The organism is Mycobacterium gordonae, assembly GCF_001417955.2.
Lineage (GTDB): Bacteria > Actinomycetota > Actinomycetes > Mycobacteriales > Mycobacteriaceae > Mycobacterium > Mycobacterium gordonae_B.
The window spans coordinates 60,259-79,378 of sequence record NZ_LKTM01000024.1 but is presented as its reverse complement, the minus strand read 5'-3'; the positions used below and the strand labels follow the sequence as shown (position 1 = coordinate 79,378).

The following is a 19,120-nucleotide window of genomic DNA, read 5'->3' as shown; positions in this document are numbered from 1 at the left end:
TCAAGTTAGGTATGCCCATTCACCAGGTGAATCCTGCGGCACCCTGGGTGCCCTCGCCCCCGCTTCGAATGGATATGGCCATAGCGCCTCGACACCTAGCCGGACGTGTGGTCAGCCCCGACAGGTCCGGAAATCATTTCCGCAAGTCCCTGCGTCAGGTCAACGTCGGGGCTATAGCCCAGGTCCGCGCGGGCGGCGGTGATGTCATAGCTGCGGTCGTGGCCCAGAAACGTGACCAGCCAGTTGGTCAGCATCGGCGGACTGGGCCGGCGCAGCAACCGGGCGCCGCCATCAAGCGCGGCTCCCAGTGGCGCGGCGACCCACAGTGGGACACTGGGCGCCCGGCTCACGTCGACGCCCTGGGTTGCCAACAGCGGCGTCATGAAGTCGCGTATCGAGATTGGCCTGCCGTCGGTGATGTAGTAGACGCCGGCCGCTCGCCCCCGAGTCAGAGCGAGGTCGGCGGCCGCTGCCAGGTTGTCGACGTGGACGAAGTCCATGACATGACGACCCCGATCAATCCACGTCCACCCACCGGCCCGCGCAAGATCGGCCAGCTCGGTCACCGTGGTCATCCCGGCACCCCAGATAAACGGTGGGCGCAGCACCACGGTGCTCATCGTGGGTGTATCCGCGGACAGCACGGCCTGCTCGGTAGCGAGCTTGACGCGGCTATATGCGGTGTTGGGCCGGCCGTTATCGGTGCCTTCGTCCACTACCGCTGCGCGCTGGCTGCCGCTGGAGACGCTGGCCGCACTGATCAGTACGAACCTGCCAACCCCGGCCGCTGCGGCCGCCACGTGCAGGGCAACGGTGGGCACGTAGTTGTCGCGTCGAAAGCCGGTGTCTGGGCCCCAGAACTCCATCCGGGCCGCACCATGAATTACGGCGTCGCATTCATTGAGGACACCTGTCCACTCGGCCTGTTCGCCGTTGGGTGCCAGGTCGGCCAGATCGCCCATCACCGGTCGCCCGCCGGCAGCCGAAATCAGCTCGGCAGCGCGGCCGGATCGCGCTAACCCCAGCACCTGATGCCCCTCGGTGGCCAGGCGGCGCACCACGTGCTGACCGACGAAGCCGCTGCCGCCCGTTACGAAGACCCTCATGTCCAACTCCTATCACGCCAAACTGTTTGATATCAAAATATTAGACGGCTTGATATGCTGCGGTCAACGACGGACAGGAACTCAATGGCCACACAGCCCACTGACCAGGCGAGTCATTTGCCGGGTGAACTGGCCGACGCCTTCGGTCGGGCCGGCAAGTCGGTGGTGCGGGCCTTCGATGAGCGACTCGGCGAACATGGAGTGTCCACGCCACGCTCCAAGCTGCTCGCCGAGATTCAGCGACTTGGTCCGGTTCGGCTGGCTGACCTCGCCCGCGCGGTTGGCGTTACCCAAGGGACTGCGTCAACGCTGGTCGAGGCGCTTGTACGAGATCACCTTGTGGAGCGAAGCACCGACGCCAACGATCGCCGCGCCATTCGGCTCTCCGTCACCCAGAGCGGCGACGAGCAGGCCCGCCGCTGGCTCACCGACTACCTCGACGCAGCGCGGGACATCTTCGCCTGCTTGGACCCCGCCGAGCAACGCGTCCTCGCACGGCTGCTCACCCACCTTGCCGACACGCTCGAATCAGCGCCTGGACAGTAGCCCGCACTCAACCTTCCGGCACCGCTAAGCTGCAGCTCCGTTCCGCGTCGACGCTGTACCTGTCAGTGCGCTCCCCTGATGCCGGCCGGGTGCGCGACGCAGAAGGGAATGATGACGGCGACGCAGCGCTACGGCAGATGCTCGCCCTTGCGGCCGAACACACCGCCGACCCCTCACTAGCAGGTCGCACCAAAAAGACGAAGCCCTCATTGAAACATGTTCCTACATAATCAGTTTGGGCCACTTTGGCTGCGAAATCGAACAGCTCACCGGTTCCGGCGTGCGACTGCGATCCCCCGGGCCGTCTCCAGACATTCAGCCTGCACGGTCGCTGCACAGGGAATATGCACGGATCGGATATGCAGCCGCATGTAGGTAGGCCGCTACTGCAGCCAGGGTTGTCGGCTCGTGTGAGGCTCGATTCGCTGGCGGTTTGTGCGCTGTCGGCCTCGCCCGAAGTGAATGCTGGAAGTGATAGGTCAGATATGTCGAACGTGAGCGTGGTGCCTGAGATCATGACCGCCGCAGCAGCGGATTTGGAAAAGATCGCGTCCGTACTCGATGAGGCCCACCGATCGGCGGCCAGTGCGACTCTTGCGCTGAGCCCCGCTGCGGCGGACGAGGTGTCGGTGGGCATCGCGCAGCTCTTCGCGCAACACGCGCAGGACTATCAGGTGGTTACCCGGGAGGCTGCGGCATTTCACGAGGAATTCGTCACTAAGCTCACGGCAAGCTCCTCGGCGTATGCCAGCGCCGAGGAATTGATCGCTTCGTTGTTGCGGGACTCCGGTCCGAGAGCGGCTGACTCAACAAGCGCCTGGCAGAACTTGAATTACTTTGTCACTTACTTTCCCGTCTTGGTATTTCTTCTGGCCGTCATCCCTCCTCTTTGGGTGTTCTTTCCCTTCCTCCCGTTCTTTTTCTTTTGGCAAGTAGTGACCTTCCTCTTCGAAGGTATTACCGGCCTGCCCCTTTCCCAGTTCGTCGTCGGGCCGCCTTAAGGTACGAAGGCCTTGAGTGCGCTCCGCACCTCATCCAGTCGTAGGCTCGCGGCGTGCACGATGTCACCCTTGCCAGCGCCGCCTCAACAGCAGCGCTCACGGTTGGGCTGGCGGCCTACGCAGCGTTGATCCTGGCCGGCATCGCGGTGGCGATCTACTACGTACGCCGGCACCGACGCGGCCGGGCGATCGCCGCCGCGGTGATGGTCGGCGTGCTGACCCTGCTGAGTCTGGTTATCGCGATCGTCAGCAGTGTCGCGTGAACCGCTATAACGGCTGACGACGAACGAATGGTTGGCCGCGTCCGGTGAATTGTGTTAGCAGATCCCCGTCGGCGCCGAGTACCGGCGCTTGGCTGGCACATCGGTATACGCGACGGCTGGGAACGCGATGGCGCTGATGTCAGCCGAAGGTAGAACCGGCAGCGGGTCAATCGGCGGCGGTTGCCAACGGACAGGATGGATTGACGGCCTGCGCTCGATGGTCACGCGTCAGCACACTGGGACTTGAATGATCGCCGATTCAGCCAAGATTGGTGATGCCTGGACACCAGGGGCGCCGCGCGTTGCCAACCGTTCCCCGACATCACGATGCCGCATAGCAGGGCTGGCACATTTTTCTCGGTGTCGCTTCGACATGGCTGCCTCCTGCCCACGCCCCCAATTGCCGACGGTAGTCCGGTTCATGGCGGGCGGGTAGCGAAACGGTCAGTGAGCTACGTGTTGTAAGACACGCACTCGATCCGCCTCAAAGAGGTTCTGGGTCAGGCCCAGGCGCTGCTAACCCATCGTCAAGATCGCGCCCGCGGAGAGGGCCATCAGCACCGTGAGGAACACCAAAATCATGGCGATCGCCGCGCGCACGATCTCTTCTTCGGTAAGTCGCCAGCGCGGCTTCGATGCGACGGAATCTGTGTCCCCTCGACCGCTAATTGCGTTGATGCTTGCCACCGCCGAGATGAAATCGTCATGCTCATAGGCCACGTATTTCTCGATCGGGTTGTACGTGCCGATTGCGGTGGTCATAATTCCAGTCCCCCAGGGTTGCGTTCTCGTATGTCCAAAGATAAGAGCGCGAAGTCGCGATTGCGGTAACGATCCCTAACGGTCGCAGCACAGAGTCGCGCCCCCTGACCACCGATAATCGGCCGGCAGATCCCCGCATCCTGCGAGCTTGCCCTCCGGTACGCTCCGGCGGTGGACAACGAGACCCTGCCGACCGACCCGTCCGGCCTGGTGCGCACGCTCGAGCCGCCGCCCGACCAGTTGGTGCTCGACGGTCGCTACCGGTTCGGCACCTACAACGGCCGGATCGCACGGATCAACCCACTGGACGTCGTCACCGCCACCGGAGCTCTCGGTCGCCTACAGCGCGTAGCGCGCAGCGCCCGACTCAAGGAGTGGGAGGCATTCCAGCTCGGTGACGACTCGGTGTTCGTGCTTGGCGCCGTGTACGACACGAAGTCGATCTCGCTGCTGCAAGTGCTGGTCGTCGACAAGCAGGCGGCCACGATCCGTCGGTGGGAGCAGAAGGTGCCGACCTCGATGGTGCACGTCGCTCGCGGCCTGGACCACACCCGGTCCCACGGTCACGTCGGACGCTTCTCGCTGCAGGTGTCCAACGAGATGGACTCGGGCCTGGTCGCGGTGGACGCCAGCCACCCTGGGCGCGAAGCGCTGCCGCCGCTGGAATTGCACGGCGCCGGGCGCTGTGGCCCGGGAGAGGCGGGCCACCTGGTGATCTGTCACCCCTTCGCCGACGATCGTGCGCTGTACTCGCACAAAACGATGATGCCGTTCGCCGGCACGCTCCGCGTCGGCGCCGAACAGACAGTTCTCGACTCCAACCGTTCGTTCATGATCCTCGACGACCATCACGGGGACTACCCCTCGCCGATGCGTTACGACTGGGTGACCGGAGTGCGCCGCAGCGATGAGGGCCGGATCGAGGGTTTCAACCTGACCGACAACCAGGTGCGCGACCCCCAGCGCTACAACGAGAACGCGGTCTGGCTCGGCGACCGGGTCCACCGCCTGCCCGCCGTCCACGTGGAACGGCCCGACGGGCCGTGGGGTACCTGGATCGTGCGGGATGCCGACGGGTCGGGGCAGATCGAGGTGCGGTTCACGCCGACCGTCCGCTCCGAGCTGCACGCCGGCCCGCGCCGTTCGCTCGCCGAGTATTACGGCCCCTTCGGCTGGTACGAAGGCCGGATTCACACCGACGACGTCGACCTTTCGGTCGATGGCATGTTCGGCATGGGCGAACAGAAGTTCATCCGCGTTTGAATAAGGGCCCGTAATCAGCGGTGGTGGCGGGGTCCGTCGGTGTGCTCAGCAAACGACTCCGAGCACCGGACTTCCTTGTTCCGCCTTGTGCCGCCGCAATCAGATGCCGGCCTGGGCGTAAACGTTCTTGTGGATCGTCTCGCAGATGTCCTCGAGGGGGAGGTCGTTCGCATCGTCCCCGAACGGGCTTTCGATCTCGACGCCGATTTCTTCGATGCCGAAGAATGTGTAAGCGATGATCAGGACGTCGACAATGGTCGTCCAACCGAAGGTATCGACCATGGCGAAAGGGAGGGTAAAGCAATAGAGCACGAGCGCTCGGCGCAGGTGAACGGCGTAAGCGAAGGGCATCGGCGTTTTGTGAATTCGTTCGCAGCCGCCGAGATAGTCGACTAGGAGCTGAACGTTCTGGTCCATCGACGTGAGCATGATGTCAGAGATCAGGCCGCGCTCGCGCGCCTCCCGCAGGCAACCGGACATGTTGGCGGCGACAGCGAGAGCGGGATGCTGTGCATCCATCGCCGCCTGTGCCTCGGCGGGCGGAAGCTCGTTGATCTGTGGCCCGAGGCCTTCGGTGCCGCGCAGCCTGTGCATGGCCGCCCAGGGAAAGGCGGCCGTCCATCGGGTGAGTCGAGCGACCAGCGCTGGATCCGCCGTGATGTACACGCTGGCGCTCCGGACGAGGTTCCGTGTTTCATTCACGATCCCACCCCATAGTTTGCGCCCCTCCCAGAATCGGTCATAGCTGGAGCTGGTGCGGAAAACGAGCAAGAGACCAAGGGCGAGGCCCATCAGCGTGTGCAGCTGGATGGGCATGCCGACCGGCGCGACATAGTTGTGAAATGCGACGACTGCCGCCGACCAGGCGACGCAGAGGGAGACTCGACCGATGATCTCCCGGACCAGCGAACCGCGGATGTCAAAAAAGTGGTCCAGCCATTTGTGCGAATCGTATTGGATCATCATCAATTTCGCGTAGTTGGGATTGGTGGGTTTTATTGGCGATTTCCGGCGTTAATTTCACACGGGACGATGAACTCCCTGACCTGTGATGAGCCGGACGGTCAGGAGGCGTACTGGTTCGTCGGGGTGATCGGCCCCCAAACGCCGTGGGAGACCAACTCCCCTACCAGTTGCTGGTACTGCGGGGCCGGAATGAACTGGCTACGCGTCAGCACGTAGCCGCTGAACCCTGTCGGATCGCTGACCAGGACCCAGCTGTAGTCGGGGGCACGCGCGACGATGATGTAGTTGCCCGTCGGCGCGCTGAGGCTGAACGGCAGTTTGAACGGCAGGAAGCTGACGTCCAGCGCCGTGTTGGTCGCGTTGAGCGGCACCGCGGACCCGGTGATCGCCGACAGCGGGCCGCCGTTGAAGAAGTAGTTGCCCGAGTTCTGGACACGGATCGTGCCGTCTGGGTTAAGGCTGTACGTCGCCTTCGTGTTGACGAGGCCGAGCGAGAAGAACTGCTTGACACTGCCCTGCTCGTAGTAGGTGCCGGCGAACAGCGAGGGGTCGACCGGCACCGAGGAGGGCACCGGCCGCGGGCCGAAGATCGGTGGTAGGTGCAGCGCGGCGGTGGCCGCCTGCAGGTGGCCGACGATCGCGGTCTCGGCGGCCGTGTACTGCTGGCTGGCGTTAGTCAGCGCCTGCGCGAACAGGTTCTGAAACGACGCAGCTTTCGCGCCGAGCGCCGCGAAGGCCTGCCCGTGCCCGGAGAAGAACTCGGCGATCGCCGCGGACACTTCATCCTGCGCCGCGGCCAGCACCGATGTGGTCGCCGGCGCCACCGCCGCATACACCCGGTCGAGCGCCGCGCCGACACCGGCCACATCCTGGGCCGCGGCCGCAACCACTTCGGGCGAGACATTTAGGGACGGGTTCACCACAGACAATGACTTCTCCCCTGCCATCGACGGCCCGATATGACCCCTCAGGTTAGTGGAGACCGCCCCGGACTGTCGCGGTTTGAGGAGGCGCACCGCACGGACGCGAGCGCTACGTCCGCTTCAGCTGGGCCTTGGCCTCTTTCAGCGCCTGCGCAGCCTCGCGGCCGGCCCGGCGGGCTTTTTCGTAGCTCCGCTCAGCGTCGGCCACCGCGCGCTCCGCCTTGCTCAGGACTGCCGCTGCTTCGTCACGGCGCGTGCGGGCCGCCTCACGTTCGGCTCGCCGGTCGGAGACCACACTGTCGGCTTGCGTCGCTGCCCGCTCAGCGGCAGCTACCGCTGCCGTCAACCTCTCCCGCTCCCGCCTGACGGCCTCGGCTCTCCGGTCGCGCTGCGGCGTCTTCGACGGGGATGGTTTGGCCGCCGGCGGGGTCCGCTTAGGTCCGGCGGTCGCTGACACCGCCGCACTGTCGCCGACGTCGCCGAAGCCTGACCAACGTTCGGCCTTGACCAGGCGGCCCAGGCGCGCCCTCACTTCGGGGTCGGCGATCGCGGCTTGCAGCGTGCCCGCGACGTCGTCGCGCACCGTCGACGACACGTTTGTCACCTCGGCCGCATCGAATGCGGCTTCGGTCAATTCGTTGATGAGATGGTGTTGCTGGGCGGACAGCTCCCTGATGTGCCCGCCGTCCATCGCGGCATGCGCGGTGCGCAGACTGTCACCCAACTCGGCCAGGCGGAGCCGTGCCTCCCGACTTCCGATCATCAACCGGTTGACAATCCACGCCGCTGTGGTGGGTTTGCGGGCCGCTGTGATCCGTTTGCGTGCAGCGGCGTCGCCCCGCTCTTTAGCCGCTGCGGATAACTTCGTGCGTTCGGCAGTGAACTGATCCGGGGGGACCCAGTACAGGTTTTCTAGCTCGTCGTCGGGCACCAGCCCATGATCTCTCGCGTTCGGGTGAGTTACGCAATGGTTTGAAGCCCCATGCCGCTGGCTAATTCATTTGCGGTGACAGCCAACATGTTTCCCGGCCGGCGGCGGCGCCAGTTGCTATCCGTGTTCGTCGTGCTTGGAGTGCTCGGCGTCGCGGCGCCGGCGTGCTCTGCGCGCCATTCACTGGGCGACGCGCCGAAGGGGCCGGCGCAGGTGACGATCACGCCGGGTCCGGATGCGCATGATGTACAGCCGACGACGCCGGTGAAGGTCAAGGCCGACACGGGAACGTTGGTCGCGGTACGCATGGTCAACGATGCGGGCAAGCCGATCGACGGCGTCATGACACCGGATAACACCGTGTGGAAACCGACTGGCCCGCTCGGCTACGCCCATACCTACACCCTCAATGTCACCAGCCGCGGGACCAACAACGTTGAAAACTCGCAAGTTTCGTCCTTCTCCACGTTGCGGCCGTCCAACCAGACCAAGGTCTCGTTCACGATGACCTCAGAGGCTACGTTGCGGGACGGCGGCACCTACGGGGTCGGAACAGTCCTCGTCGCGCACTTCGATGAGCAGATCGCCGATCGGGCCGCCGCCGAACGTCAGCTGGCGGTGACCACCAATCCCCCCGTTCCGGGATCCTGGTTCTGGGTCAACTCCCAAAACGCCCACTGGCGGCCGGAACATTACTACGAGCCCGGCACCACGGTGACGGCCGACGCCAAGATCTACGGTATTGCGCTGGGCGATGGCATATTTGGGCAGGAGGACAGCCGGGTTTCATTTCGCATCGGCGATGCGCACGTCTCTATTGCCGACGACGCGACCAAGCTGGTGAGCGTATTCGACAACGGGAAACTGGTTCGGACCATGCCCACCTCCATGGGGATGGGTGGCACCGAGACCATCGGTGGACGGACCTTGTCGTTCTGGACTCCCCCGGGTGTCTACACCGTCCTGGACAAGGGCAACCCGGTCGTGATGGATTCCTCGACGTTCGGGTTGCCGAAGAATTCCCGGCTCGGGTACCGCGAGACGATCAATTACGCCACCAGGATCAGCATTGACGGCATCTATCTCCATCAGCTTGATTCGACGATCTGGGCTCAAGGCAAGACCGATACCTCGCACGGCTGCTTGAACCTCAACGGCGACAACGCCAAATGGTTTTACGGCTTCTCTGTGCCGGGTGACGTCGTGGAAGTGCACAACACCGGTGGGCCGCCGCTGAAGATCGAGCAGAACGGCGACTGGACGCTCAGCTGGGACGAGTGGCGCAAAGGTAGCGCGCTGCCGCGGTCCTCATAGTTCGTACCCTTTCGCCTCCATTCGGCATGGCAATGCCGTAGTCGCGGATAGCTTTGCGCGTTAGCATCTGCCTAATCAGGTGATCGCTCGACAAAGCAGAGGGTCCGTTGCAGCATCGGAGAAAACTGCTCTTCTCGATACGGGCTGCGCTTTGTGTCGCTATGTCAGCGACCGCAATCTATTTCCCCGTCGGACTGGCCAGAGGCGGCGAGTGGTCCTACCCGTTCTCCTGCACGTGGACCTCATTGACGGCAGATTTCGCCGCCCGAGACGGACTTCCCCAGTCTCACGAGCCTGCTGCCGAGTGGTATCGGACGGACGCCGAGGGCCACTACCTGAATCACGGGTGGGGACCCGCAGCCGACACCTTGCCCACACCGGCAATCCCCGAAGGCGCGCAGTGCGGTTCCACAACGTGGAAGCAGGAACGGATTCTCGCCGTTGCGATGCGCTACATCTACACACCCGGCAACCCGCTGGGGCTGCAGTACCGTCACCATCACATCCCCGGTTGGGACCCGTCGGCTTCGACGTATACCGGTGCGGCCGCGGACAATCCCGACACCGATGACCCGCACGGACCAACGGCGTGGGATGCCGGAAAAGGCTTGGACTGCTCGAACTTCACCGCGTGGGTCTACAACTACGGCCTCGGTATCAAGTTCGGCGGTGACGTGCACCGGCAGGCGGACGGGACAGCTGGCCCGATGGGTCGCCGCATCCCCAAAGAGGGCCCGTTTGTGCCCGGGGATTTGCTATATCTGCACCCCAACGGAGATGCCGGCCATGCCTCGCACACGGTGATCTACATCGATGATCAACACATCCTTGACAGCCGGGTCAACGCGCAGAACCGAATCGGGGTTCAGGTCCGCGATCGGGCGGGCTGGTACCGGGAAGCCGTTCTCGGTGCCTGGCGACCGATCGGCTGACGCCAGCAGCAAAGCCAGGGTTCCGTACCCAATCGCCGCTAGCTGCAGGGCAATTGGCCGTTGAGAACGCAGTTCGACGGCGCCGTGTAAGTACCGCTCAACACACCTCGCATACCGCCGGTGGCCGTGCCACCGGGCGCGATCACGCGATTCCAGTTTGCGGGGGTGATAACCCAGTGCGTGCCGGATTGCGCAGCGGAACTGTTCCACGTGTGGATGACGGACTGCCCCGCCGGCATGTCGAAATCCAACCTCCAGTCGGAGAGCGGCGCCATGCTCATGTTCGTGATGGTGAAGCTGGCGATGAAGCCAGTCTGCCAGGTCGATGTCACCCTGAGCGTGGCCGTAGCCGCGGCCGCATGAGCTGTCGGGGCGACCGCGAGTGCCGCGACGGCAACCATCAGCGCTGACACGGTCACGTGCAGCGCTGTGCGCCAACGCTTCACGCGATTGCCCAATCCGGCCATGCTGTCAACGCTAAAGCCCGCTGGTCCTTGCCGGCCCTCGCCACGGGGTAAGCTGCGGTACCTTTGCTCAACTGAAACCGTCATGAAATCTTCGCCTCGATCGGCCAGCGCGGAACCGTTGCGAAGCCCGCCGACGAGTGCGAACGGAAACAGTGAAGTCTGAGTTGCTGCGGAGCCAGTGCTGGTTGTTCGCGATCGGTTCGTCGCTGTTCGCGATCGGCACGGCACCTGGATTCGCACTGGTGGGCGGCGCCGGAGCCACCAACCTGCTGTGTTTCGTCGGCGCGTGGTTCTTCACCAGCGCGGCGCTCATCCAACTGTGGCTCAGCCGACCGTCCGCGGGCCGGACATGGGCGACGCCGACCATACGAGCTGAATGGCTTTCGGCGGCAACACAGTTCGTGGGCACCCTGTGCTTCAACGTCAGCACGGCGGCAGCGTTGTGGGCGCATCGACTCCCCTCCCGCCGGCACTTCGTCTGGGGGCCGGACGCGGCGGGGTCGGCGGCCTTCCTGGTAAGCGGCGTCTTGGGCGTTGCGGCGATAACTCTGTCGGTGGGATTTCTTCGACCGAAGTCGCGCGAATGGTGGGCAGAGTGGACAAATATGGTCGGCTCGATCGCGTTCGGCATCTCAGCAGTCGGAGCCTTCATCACCAAGAAAGGTGTCACCGAAGACGCCTGGCTGGCCAACATCGGCACCTTCGTCGGCGCGCTGTGCTTCTTGCTGGCCGCTCTCCTGATGCTGCCTGACCGCCGCTCGGTGCGACCGGCGCGGTAGCAATCTGCTACGGTAGTTTCATATTGCTACATGAGTGAGGTGCCGCCATGGTTAACGCCGCAGACCGGGTCACGCGCTTTGCCGCCGACCTGATGGACAGCGCCGCAGCAGAGGGCGCGCGTCAAAGCCGTTCGGCCAAGCAGCAGCTCGATCACTGGGCCCGCGTCGGCCGAGCCGTGTCCGCTCAGCAGACGGCGGCCCGCCGCAAGGTGGAGTCCGCGCTGGCCGGTGACACGCCGTTGCGCGACCTGACCCCCGAAGAAGGCGTGGTGTTCAACGCCGAGATCGCCGCCGCCATCGAAGAGAATCTGGCAAGCACTGATTACGGCAAAACGCTCGCGGCGCGCGGGATCACCACCGTGGCACTCAATGAGGACGGGGAGCTGCTGCAGTACCGTCCCGATGGCACCTCGACGGTGCTGCACGATCGGTGAATCGACTTGACCTGGTCGTCGGGTGCAATGGTGCCGGCAAGTCCACCTTCGTGGAGCTGACCCTGGCGCCCCTGCTCCCGGGCAGCGTCGTCGTCAATGCAGATGAGATCGCCAAGCAGCGCTGGCCCGATGATGCAGCCGGTCATGCCTACGAGGCCGCACGGATCGCGGCACGAACGCGGGCGCTGTTGATCAAACAAGGCGTCTCGTTCATTGCCGAGACCGTCTTTTCGCACCCATCCAAGCTTGAACTCATCGACACCGCACATGCCGGCGGCTATACGGTTGTTGTTCATGCGGTGCTGATCCCCGAGGAACTTGCCGTACTTCGGGTACACCACCGCGTCGCAGCGGGCGGACACACGGTGCCCGAAGTCAAAATTCGTCAGCGCTATCAGCGACTGTGGACGTTGGTCGCCCAGGCGGCGGCCCGCGCGGACTCCGCGACGTTTTACGACAACAGCGGTATCCGGGGGCCGCGCATTGTGGCGCAACTGGCGGGCGGGTTCATCGTCGGCGCCGCAACCTGGCCCGCGTGGGTACCGCCGGATCTGGTGGCGCGTTGGCCGGTGGCCGGCACACGATGACCCGACGGTCGGCGAGCCCCAGCGCGTAGCCTCACCTCCGTGACGGTTCGAGGGCAGGGTGACTCCGGACGTGCTCCGTCCGCGGCGGAAGCAGCACGCACCATTGCCGCCGCCACGAACGCCGCGACGCTGGCTACCTTGACCGCCGGCGGCGACCCTTGGGCGTCCCTGGTGGCCTATGGACTGCTCGGGGGGACGCCGGTTCTCTGCGTGTCGGACCTCGCCGAACACGGCCGCAATCTCGCCGCCGACCCCAGGGCAAGCATGTCGATCGTGGCGCCGACCAGCGACAACGACCCGTTGGCCGGTGCCCGCGTCACCTTGGCCGGCATGGTCACGCGTCCCGCGGCACCAGAATTGGACGCGGCTCGCCGGGCATACCGGGATGCGGTGCCGGGCGCCGACTCCTATCTGGACTTCACCGATTTCACGCTGTGGCTCTTCAAAGTCCAGCGTGCGCGGTGGGTGGGTGGATACGGCCGTATGGAGTCAGTCACCGGCGAGCAATATGACGCTGCCTCGCCAGATCCGGTAACGCTCGGATCGGCGCGTGCCATCGCCCATCTCAATGCCGACCATGCCGACGCCCTGGTCCACATGGCCCAGGCTTTCGGCGGCTATCCGGACACCGAATCCGCGGAGTGCGTCAGCATCGACCGCTACGGCCTGCACCTGCGGGTGCACACGGCTCGCGGCGAGGCGCGCGCTCGGGTGGAATTTCCCTCGCCACTGGACTCCCCTGGTCAATTGCGTTCGGCGACAGCAGACTTGGCGCGGGCCGCGCAAGTCAGTTGATCGCCGGCGGCTCCCCGGTGGCGCTTGAGACAATGACTGCATGACGGATCAGAGTCTCTGGATGCAGAAGGTCGCGGCAGACCCCGGGCACTCGCACTGGTACGTCGAACGCTTCCGCTCAATGGCGCGCGCCGGCGATGACCTGGTCGGTGAGGCTCGCCTCGTCGATGCTCTGGCACCGCGCGGCGCGCGCATCCTCGACGCCGGGTGCGGCCCGGGACGCATCGGCGGGTATCTGGCTTCGCACGGCCACGACGTCGTCGGTGTCGACGTCGACCCGGTGCTCATCGAGGCTGCCCAGCACGACCATCCCGGGCCGCGCTGGCTGGTGGCGGACCTGGCCGAACTCGACCTGCCCGCACGCGGCATCACCGAAAAGTTCGACGTGATCGTCTCCGCGGGCAATGTCATGACCTTTCTCGCACCGAGTACCCGGGTCCGCGTCTTGGCCCGCTTACGTGCGCATCTGGCAGGCGGCGGGCGAGCGGTGATCGGCTTCGGTGCCGGTCGCAACTACGAGTTCGGCGAATTCCTCGACGACGCGCAGGAAGCTGGGTTGACGCCGGACCTCTTGCTGTCCACCTGGGACCTGCGACCGTTCGGCGAGGATTCGGACTTCCTCGTCGCGATCCTTCGGTGAGCGTTCAAGGCGGCTTCTGTACCGTGGCAGCGGTGAATCTTTCTCGGGTGTCTCCGACCCTCGCGCTCGCCGCCTGCGCCGCTTCACTTCTGACGGTCACCGCGTGCGGCTCCCCCACGAACACGTCGTCTTCGTCGTCGAGTACGGCATCGATCTCCGACTTGTACACGCGCCCCTCCGCGCCCGCGACGGCGGTGAATGTCGGCGCCTGCCCGACGGTCGCGCCGCAGAATGGCGGCACACCCGAGTGGACGTTGGCCGGCACCACCGGCAGCGTCGCGGTGACCGGTTCTACGGATGCGACCGCACCGCGGGTGACTGTCACGGCGCCGTTCAGTGTCGCTCAAACGCAGGTGCACACCCTGCGCGCCGGAGATGGTCCGGTGGTCTCCAATACGGCTCGGGTTTCCGTCTGCTACATGGGCGTCAACGGGCGCGACGGGTCGGTGTTCGACACGACGTACGAACGCGGTGCCCCGGTTGACTTCCCGCTCACCGGGGTCGTGCCCGGCTTCCAGAAGGCCATCGCGGGCCAGAAGGTCGGTTCGACGGTCGCCGTCGCCATGACGTCGGCGGACGGCTATCCGGACGGTCAGCCCAGTGCCGGCATCCGGCCCGGCGACACGCTCATCTTCGCCATCAAGATCCTCAGCGCCTCGAGCTAGACCGGCAGATCCACCCGCAGGGCCAGGTGCTCGTCGAGGATCCGGCGCAGTGCCGCATCCATCGGATGGGCCGACGCGAGGTCGCGCTCCATCCGGTTGTCCACCAAAACCGTTGTTTCTGATGGCAATTCGGCAGTGTCGACCTGGTCGACGAACGAATCGAAGAGCCCGTGCGGTGTTGCCAGGTAATACAGCGCCCGCCGCGACTCGGTCAGCCGGGCAGCGTACATCAGTCCGTGCTGGGTGGTGACGAACAATTCTGACGCGATTCTGGCGTTAGGGGTCTCGGCCCTTCCCCACGCAACTGCGGCGCAGCGGCTCTGCGCCAGCCGGTCCGGGACGTCGTCAGTCAGCGACAGTAACTTCCCGACGAGGGCGCGTCCCTTCCGCGGATACGTGTCGATGGCGGGGATGAAATACCGGCGGAAGATTTCGCCGAAAAAGTCGTACAGTGGCTCGCTCATCGCGGCTCCCCAGATTAAACGGACACCCCAATTGTGCGCCGAAGTTTCAGCTGGGTACAGGGTTCGGCCGGGATGGGCTGACCGCGTCAGGCGCAGGGTGCGTCGCCAGGCGTGTAGTACGGCACACCCTCACGGGTGTAGCACGGCGGCCGACCCTGCCAGCGCTGTCGCGCCTCGTCCAGCGCGTCCGCCGCAGCGATGCTGCCGATCGGGCAGTCGGCAAGATTGACCGAGGCACCGTTTTCGGCGGCGGGACAGATGTTCGCGTTAGCCGAGGGCGCGACCGCCAACTGCAACGCCGCAGCGGTGGCGGTGGCCAGGAATGCAACCGTGAGCTTGTTCACGGCGGTAACTCTATCCAGCCTCGTCTCAGTTCCGGAGCGCATGGCGCAGACGGCCACCCGCCCGGTTCAGCCGGATGGACGCCTCGGCCGCGCCGACGCCGGCCAGTAGCGCGACGATCGCGGTCTTGGCGTGACCTCCCGCGGCCTCCAGGGCGACCGCTGCGACATCCTCGTCGACCCCGGCCGCGTCGCGGACCATCCGCACCGCACGGCGGCGCACTTTCTCGTTGGTCACCCGCACATCGACCATCCGCGGTCCGTAGGCCTTGCCAAGAGCGATCATCACACTCGTCGACAGGGCGTTCAGCACCACCTTCTGTGCAGTTCCAGCGGTCAGCCGCGTGGAGCCCGCCAGCACCTCCGGGCCGGTGAGCACTTCGATCATCAGGTCGGCAGACGCTTGGGCGCCCGGATTGTTGACGACCGCGACGGTCAGCGCACCAAGCGATCGCGCGTACCCGAGCGCGCCCAGCACGTACGGGGTGCGGCCGGAGGCAGTGATCCCGACGAGGGCGTCGGCGGCTGTCAGCGCGGCGAGATCGGCCGGATCGAAGGTGTCCTCGGCGCCCTCGATCGCGTCGGTCAAAGCCCTTGGCCCGCCGGCAATTACGCCACGCACGCGGTCGGTGCCGAACGTCGGTCCGCATTCTGCTGCGTCCAGCACACCGAGCCGCCCGGGCGTCCCCGCGCCGGTGTAGAACAGCCGGCCGCCCTGTTCCAGTCGTGCGGCGATCATCTCGGCGGCCGCCGAGATCTGCGGGACTGCGGCTTCGACCGCACTGTGGGCCTCGCCTTCGGAGTGGACGAGCAGCGCGACGACCTCGCCGATCGGCCGAGTGTCGAGGTCGTCCAGGCCAGGCCGTGCAGCCTCGGTGCTGAGCGTGTCGAGCGGGTGCCGGACGCTGGCTGCCCGCAGGGAGATCAGATGCGGTTCGTGGATCTTGCCCAGTCGCAGCGCACCGTCGAGAGCGTCACCGGCAGCTGGTTGGAGATCGAGCCCGTCGCGCAATGACTCGAACCCGGCGAGTCCCCCGACCATCGCTACCGGCCCATCGCAGACCGCGCGGGCGGTTGCGGCGAGGGCTTCGGCCGCGGCGCTGACAATCGCCAATGCGGTGGCGTCGTCGTTGCCGGCGGCGAGAACATCAGGCGCGAAAGACGCCAGGCTTGCAGCGTCGGTGAGCTGCGCGGGCCAGGACCGCGGTGCACCGAACCTTGCGCGGGCGGCGTCGAGCAGGATGGTTGCCGGTCCGCGACCGTCGTGGGCGCGCAGCGCAGCCCGCAGGCCGGCCGCACCGATCCACGCGCCACCGCCCTCGTCGCCCAACCACGCACCCCAGCCGTCAGCGGTCCGCAGCGTGCCGTCGGCGCCGATGGAGAGTGCCACGACACCGGTGCCGACGACCAGCACGACGCCCGGCCCGCCGTTCAGCGCGCCGGCATGGGCGAGCACCGCGTCGCTGGTGACCGTGACGCGCTTCACCGACATCGAGTTCAGCAGTGCGGAAGCCAACGCCCGTGCGGCATCTGGTGCCGTCAGCGCGCCGGCGGCACCCACTACCACCTCGTCGACCGGACTCAGTTCGCGAGCGACCGCCAGGATCGCGGACTCGGCGGCCCGCACCCCGCCGGGCGCCGAAAGCCCCGGTGCGCCGGGCCCGACGGCAGTGTGGCCGCGAACCGCAGCGCGGCACGATGTCTTGCCGAGGTCAACGGCGAGGATCACCGCGCCATTCGGTTGCCGCCTCACGTGCCTCCCCGCCTTGGTTGAGCTGTGGGCGTATCCCCTACCACCGCAGAGGAATTCGACCATAGGACGCGACGGATCGTCAGCCGGCTCAGACTGTGATCCATCGCTTACCCATTTTCGGCCATCTTTCCTGATCATCTTCGGCGGAATTGCGCCGAAATCGCGTTAGGCTCCACCACGTCATGATCACCGTCGATCAGGAGCCGGCAATGAAGGACGAGGACGAGGAACTGCAGCGCGACATCGAGCGAGATGTCCGGCGTCTCCGCGAATTCAGCACGTTCGAGAAGTTCTCCGATGCTGATCTGGAGCGTCTGGTCCGGTCGGCACGCCACACGTCGCAGTCCAACCCCTGGCCCCTGATCCGTGAGAAGACGCCGTCGGACGCCTGCTTCATCCTGCTCAGCGGTGAGGCCGGCGTGTATGTCGGTCAGGACCGCGTCGCGGTGGTGGGCCCTGGCGAGGTGATCGGCGAATCTGTCCTTCGCCGTGGGCAATTGCGTTCCGCGACCGTCACCACAATCGGCCCCTCCGAGGTGTTGCGGATCGACCGCGACGATCTCGCGCGTCTAGTCAAAGAGTTGCCCGCGCTGAAGGAAACGATGGACGCGACGGCGGCGCGGCACGTGGCGGAGGCTCCGCCGGCCAAGCCCAGGCCGACGCATTCGAAACTGAACGTCTCGGTTTCGGCCGACGTGCTCGAGCGGTTCGAGCAGGCCGCCGAAGCTGCCGGCGTCGGAGTTCCGGCGGCGACGGAGGACGCACTGTCCCAGTGGGTCGAACGGCACAGCAAGGCATAGTCGGGTACGGCGCCGTCGCCGCACTTATTCTTGGCAGGTGCCCTGGCAGGTGGAACCTCAGCCGTCAGCGGGGCGCTGGCATGTCATCGGTCTGGCGGGATACCTCGCAATGCTGGCCATCTACGCCGCCGGCGCTGGTACTCGGCTGCGTTGGTGGCTCGCCGGCGCGGCCGTGCTCGGGGGTCTTGCCCTGTTGGGCGGGTGGTTGCTCGGTTGGCGGGAACGACGCGGGTTGCTCCTCGGATGGTCGGTGGCGTCGCTGATTGTCACGGTCCTGGCCGGGGTGATCGATTCGCACGCCACCCGCGACTTCCCTGGAACGATCACCATTGCCTTCGCTTTCATCGGACTCACCTGCAGGCGCTGGTGTTCGCTTGCGCTCGTCCCACTGGGCGTGGTGGCCTTTGTGATCGGGGGCTCGAAGCATCTTCCGGCCGACCTGCCGAAAGTCGTTCTGACCGCAATCATGTGGGTGCTCGTCGCGGAGGTCCCTGCTTGGCTCATCGCCAGGCTCGAAGCGCAGAGCGCCCTGCTCCAGAAGATCGCACAGACCGATGCCCTGACCCAACTCCTCGACCGGAGCACACTCGGTCCGCGGCTGTCGATGCACGCCAGTGAATCGGCTGTGGTGTTGCTCGACCTCGACCAATTCAAGCGTTACAACGACCGCCATGGGCACGAAGCCGGTGACGAACTTCTGGTCGACTTCGCGGACGCGCTGCGTTGGTCGGTCCGCAAGGACGACATCGTCTTCCGCATCGGCGGCGACGAATTCTTGCTCATGCTGATCGGCGCCGATCGCACCGTGGCCGAACACGTCGTCGAGCGCCTTCGGCGTTATTGGGCCGAACGCGGCGGCCCGGTAGGGTTCAGCGCCGGTATTGCCGCAGGTGAGGACGATTTGCTGCGTCTGGCAGATGAACACATGTATGCGGCGAAGAGGGCTCGCGGTCTGCCGTCCGACTAACCGGCCTCACCTGGTGACACGGAATCGCTTCAGCCGGGAGGTTGCTCCGGAGGCCAGCTCGATTCGGCTCCGCGGCACGTCAAGGTAAGCGGCCAGCACGCGAGTGACCGCGTCGTTGGCCTTGCCGTCCACCGCCTGCTCCCGGACATAGATGGTCAGTTGACCATCCGCCCCGACTTCGACGCGGGGTCCTTTACGGCTACCGGGCTTGACCTTGACGACCACGGACTCGGTCATCCGCGAAAAGCTCCGTCCTCGGTAGGGCTCATATCTGAGAGAAAGCTTAGAGCACCTGAGAGGAACCTTACGGCTACGTGAGCAGATCGTATGTATCGATAAATCGAATACGAAAAAGCATGTAAAGCGTTTCACCATCGGATAGATTCGCGCATCACAAGCGAAAGCGGCCTCGCGGACTGGC

At 65.4% G+C, this 19,120-nt stretch carries 24 protein-coding genes and 1 pseudogene; 14 read left to right on the top strand and 11 right to left on the bottom strand.

The genetic code is table 11. The annotated features are described in order from the left end of the window. Positions 1–95 precede the first annotated feature (95 nt). Positions 96–1,106, bottom strand: a complete 1,011-nt coding sequence (locus tag AO501_RS05165; protein ID WP_055576689.1) for an NAD-dependent epimerase/dehydratase family protein — start codon at positions 1,104–1,106, stop codon at positions 96–98. An 84-nt stretch (positions 1,107–1,190) separates the two neighbouring features. Here AO501_RS05165 and AO501_RS05160 point away from each other — a divergent pair, with 84 nt between their 5' ends. The 3 genes from AO501_RS05160 to AO501_RS05150 all read left to right on the top strand — a co-directional run bounded on the left by AO501_RS05160 (position 1,191) and on the right by AO501_RS05150 (position 2,916). After that, positions 1,191–1,652, top strand: a complete 462-nt coding sequence (locus AO501_RS05160; RefSeq protein ID WP_055576726.1) for a MarR family winged helix-turn-helix transcriptional regulator — start codon at positions 1,191–1,193, stop codon at positions 1,650–1,652. 410 nt (positions 1,653–2,062) lie between these two features. Then, entirely contained in the window at positions 2,063–2,653 is a 591-nt protein-coding gene (locus tag AO501_RS05155; protein ID WP_197419769.1) for a PE family protein, read from the top strand. 53 nt (positions 2,654–2,706) lie between these two features. After that, the gene (locus AO501_RS05150; RefSeq protein WP_055576687.1) at positions 2,707–2,916 is read left to right on the top strand and encodes a hypothetical protein; all 210 of its coding nucleotides are present in this window, start codon (positions 2,707–2,709) and stop codon (positions 2,914–2,916) included. Positions 2,917–3,432: 516 nt separating this feature from the next. On the opposite strand, the gene AO501_RS05145 is transcribed toward AO501_RS05150, so the two are convergent. After that, complete coding sequence (locus AO501_RS05145) at positions 3,433–3,678, bottom strand: hypothetical protein (protein ID WP_055576686.1); 246 nt, start codon at positions 3,676–3,678, stop codon at positions 3,433–3,435. Positions 3,679–3,849: 171 nt separating this feature from the next. Between AO501_RS05145 and AO501_RS05140 the strand changes: the two genes are divergently transcribed. Then, positions 3,850–4,941 (top strand): DUF2804 family protein, encoded by a 1,092-nt coding sequence (locus AO501_RS05140; protein ID WP_231752343.1) that lies wholly within the window; start codon positions 3,850–3,852, stop codon positions 4,939–4,941. 99 nt (positions 4,942–5,040) lie between these two features. Here the strand turns inward: AO501_RS05140 and AO501_RS05135 are convergent, their stop codons facing one another. From AO501_RS05135 to AO501_RS05125, 3 genes are all read right to left on the bottom strand, one after another. Then, a complete protein-coding gene (locus tag AO501_RS05135) occupies positions 5,041–5,907 on the bottom strand; it encodes a bestrophin family protein (protein WP_231752342.1) in 867 nt (288 codons plus the stop codon). A 98-nt stretch (positions 5,908–6,005) separates the two neighbouring features. Next, a complete protein-coding gene (locus AO501_RS05130) occupies positions 6,006–6,830 on the bottom strand; it encodes a PE domain-containing protein (protein ID WP_055576684.1) in 825 nt (274 codons plus the stop codon). A gap of 109 nt (positions 6,831–6,939) precedes the next feature. Beyond that, positions 6,940–7,761, bottom strand: coding sequence for a hypothetical protein (locus AO501_RS05125; RefSeq protein ID WP_055576683.1), 822 nt, complete (start codon positions 7,759–7,761; stop codon positions 6,940–6,942). Positions 7,762–7,848: 87 nt separating this feature from the next. Between AO501_RS05125 and AO501_RS05120 the strand changes: the two genes are divergently transcribed. Together AO501_RS05120 and AO501_RS05115 are read left to right on the top strand one after the other, a co-directional pair. After that, positions 7,849–9,075, top strand: coding sequence for a L,D-transpeptidase (locus AO501_RS05120; RefSeq protein ID WP_156452315.1), 1,227 nt, complete (start codon positions 7,849–7,851; stop codon positions 9,073–9,075). A 161-nt stretch (positions 9,076–9,236) separates the two neighbouring features. Next, positions 9,237–10,007: an NlpC/P60 family protein gene (locus AO501_RS05115; RefSeq protein WP_055576681.1), complete on the top strand. Its 771-nt coding sequence runs from the start codon at positions 9,237–9,239 to the stop codon at positions 10,005–10,007. A gap of 38 nt (positions 10,008–10,045) precedes the next feature. Here AO501_RS05115 and AO501_RS05110 read toward each other — a convergent pair whose 3' ends face one another. Next, positions 10,046–10,474: a cellulose-binding domain-containing protein gene (locus AO501_RS05110; protein WP_055576680.1), complete on the bottom strand. Its 429-nt coding sequence runs from the start codon at positions 10,472–10,474 to the stop codon at positions 10,046–10,048. 152 nt (positions 10,475–10,626) lie between these two features. On the opposite strand from AO501_RS05110, the gene AO501_RS05105 reads away from it, so the two are divergent. The 6 genes from AO501_RS05105 to AO501_RS05080 are packed head-to-tail and all read left to right on the top strand — an operon-like array spanning position 10,627 to position 14,374. Beyond that, positions 10,627–11,253: a hypothetical protein gene (locus AO501_RS05105; protein WP_231752341.1), complete on the top strand. Its 627-nt coding sequence runs from the start codon at positions 10,627–10,629 to the stop codon at positions 11,251–11,253. Positions 11,254–11,300: 47 nt separating this feature from the next. Continuing rightward, positions 11,301–11,687 (top strand): TA system antitoxin ParD family protein, encoded by a 387-nt coding sequence (locus AO501_RS05100; protein ID WP_055576679.1) that lies wholly within the window; start codon positions 11,301–11,303, stop codon positions 11,685–11,687. Further along, entirely contained in the window at positions 11,684–12,274 is a 591-nt protein-coding gene (locus tag AO501_RS05095) for a zeta toxin family protein (protein WP_055576678.1), read from the top strand. Before AO501_RS05100 ends, AO501_RS05095 begins: the two co-directional genes overlap by 4 nt. A gap of 39 nt (positions 12,275–12,313) precedes the next feature. Further along, entirely contained in the window at positions 12,314–13,069 is a 756-nt protein-coding gene (locus AO501_RS05090) for a HugZ family protein (protein ID WP_055576677.1), read from the top strand. A gap of 40 nt (positions 13,070–13,109) precedes the next feature. Then, the gene (locus tag AO501_RS05085; protein WP_055576676.1) at positions 13,110–13,709 is read left to right on the top strand and encodes a class I SAM-dependent methyltransferase; all 600 of its coding nucleotides are present in this window, start codon (positions 13,110–13,112) and stop codon (positions 13,707–13,709) included. A 32-nt stretch (positions 13,710–13,741) separates the two neighbouring features. Then, the gene (locus tag AO501_RS05080; RefSeq protein WP_156452311.1) at positions 13,742–14,374 is read left to right on the top strand and encodes an FKBP-type peptidyl-prolyl cis-trans isomerase; all 633 of its coding nucleotides are present in this window, start codon (positions 13,742–13,744) and stop codon (positions 14,372–14,374) included. Here the strand turns inward: AO501_RS05080 and AO501_RS05075 are convergent. The 4 genes and pseudogenes from AO501_RS05075 to AO501_RS40605 form a co-directional block, all read right to left on the bottom strand. After that, positions 14,371–14,838 (bottom strand): glucose-6-phosphate dehydrogenase, encoded by a 468-nt coding sequence (locus AO501_RS05075; RefSeq protein ID WP_055576675.1) that lies wholly within the window; start codon positions 14,836–14,838, stop codon positions 14,371–14,373. The two genes, AO501_RS05080 and AO501_RS05075, sit on opposite strands and share 4 nt — an antisense overlap. An 86-nt stretch (positions 14,839–14,924) precedes the next feature. Continuing rightward, a complete protein-coding gene (locus AO501_RS05070; RefSeq protein ID WP_055576674.1) occupies positions 14,925–15,182 on the bottom strand; it encodes a hypothetical protein in 258 nt (85 codons plus the stop codon). Positions 15,183–15,207: 25 nt separating this feature from the next. Further along, entirely contained in the window at positions 15,208–16,098 is an 891-nt protein-coding gene (gene murQ / locus AO501_RS40610) for an N-acetylmuramic acid 6-phosphate etherase (RefSeq protein ID WP_371935006.1), read from the bottom strand. Positions 16,099–16,209: 111 nt separating this feature from the next. Continuing rightward, a pseudogene (locus AO501_RS40605) lies at positions 16,210–16,995 on the bottom strand (BadF/BadG/BcrA/BcrD ATPase family protein); the annotation flags it as partial. A 119-nt stretch (positions 16,996–17,114) separates the two neighbouring features. On the opposite strand from AO501_RS40605, the gene AO501_RS05060 reads away from it, so the two are divergent. Continuing rightward, entirely contained in the window at positions 17,115–17,732 is a 618-nt protein-coding gene (locus AO501_RS05060) for a cyclic nucleotide-binding domain-containing protein (protein WP_231752339.1), read from the top strand. Positions 17,733–17,982: 250 nt separating this feature from the next. Continuing rightward, a complete protein-coding gene (locus AO501_RS05055) occupies positions 17,983–18,699 on the top strand; it encodes a GGDEF domain-containing protein (protein WP_231752338.1) in 717 nt (238 codons plus the stop codon). A gap of 6 nt (positions 18,700–18,705) precedes the next feature. On the opposite strand, the gene AO501_RS05050 is transcribed toward AO501_RS05055, so the two are convergent. Further along, a complete protein-coding gene (locus tag AO501_RS05050) occupies positions 18,706–18,936 on the bottom strand; it encodes a DUF167 domain-containing protein (protein WP_055576672.1) in 231 nt (76 codons plus the stop codon). Between the last annotated feature and the right edge of the window lie 184 nt (positions 18,937–19,120).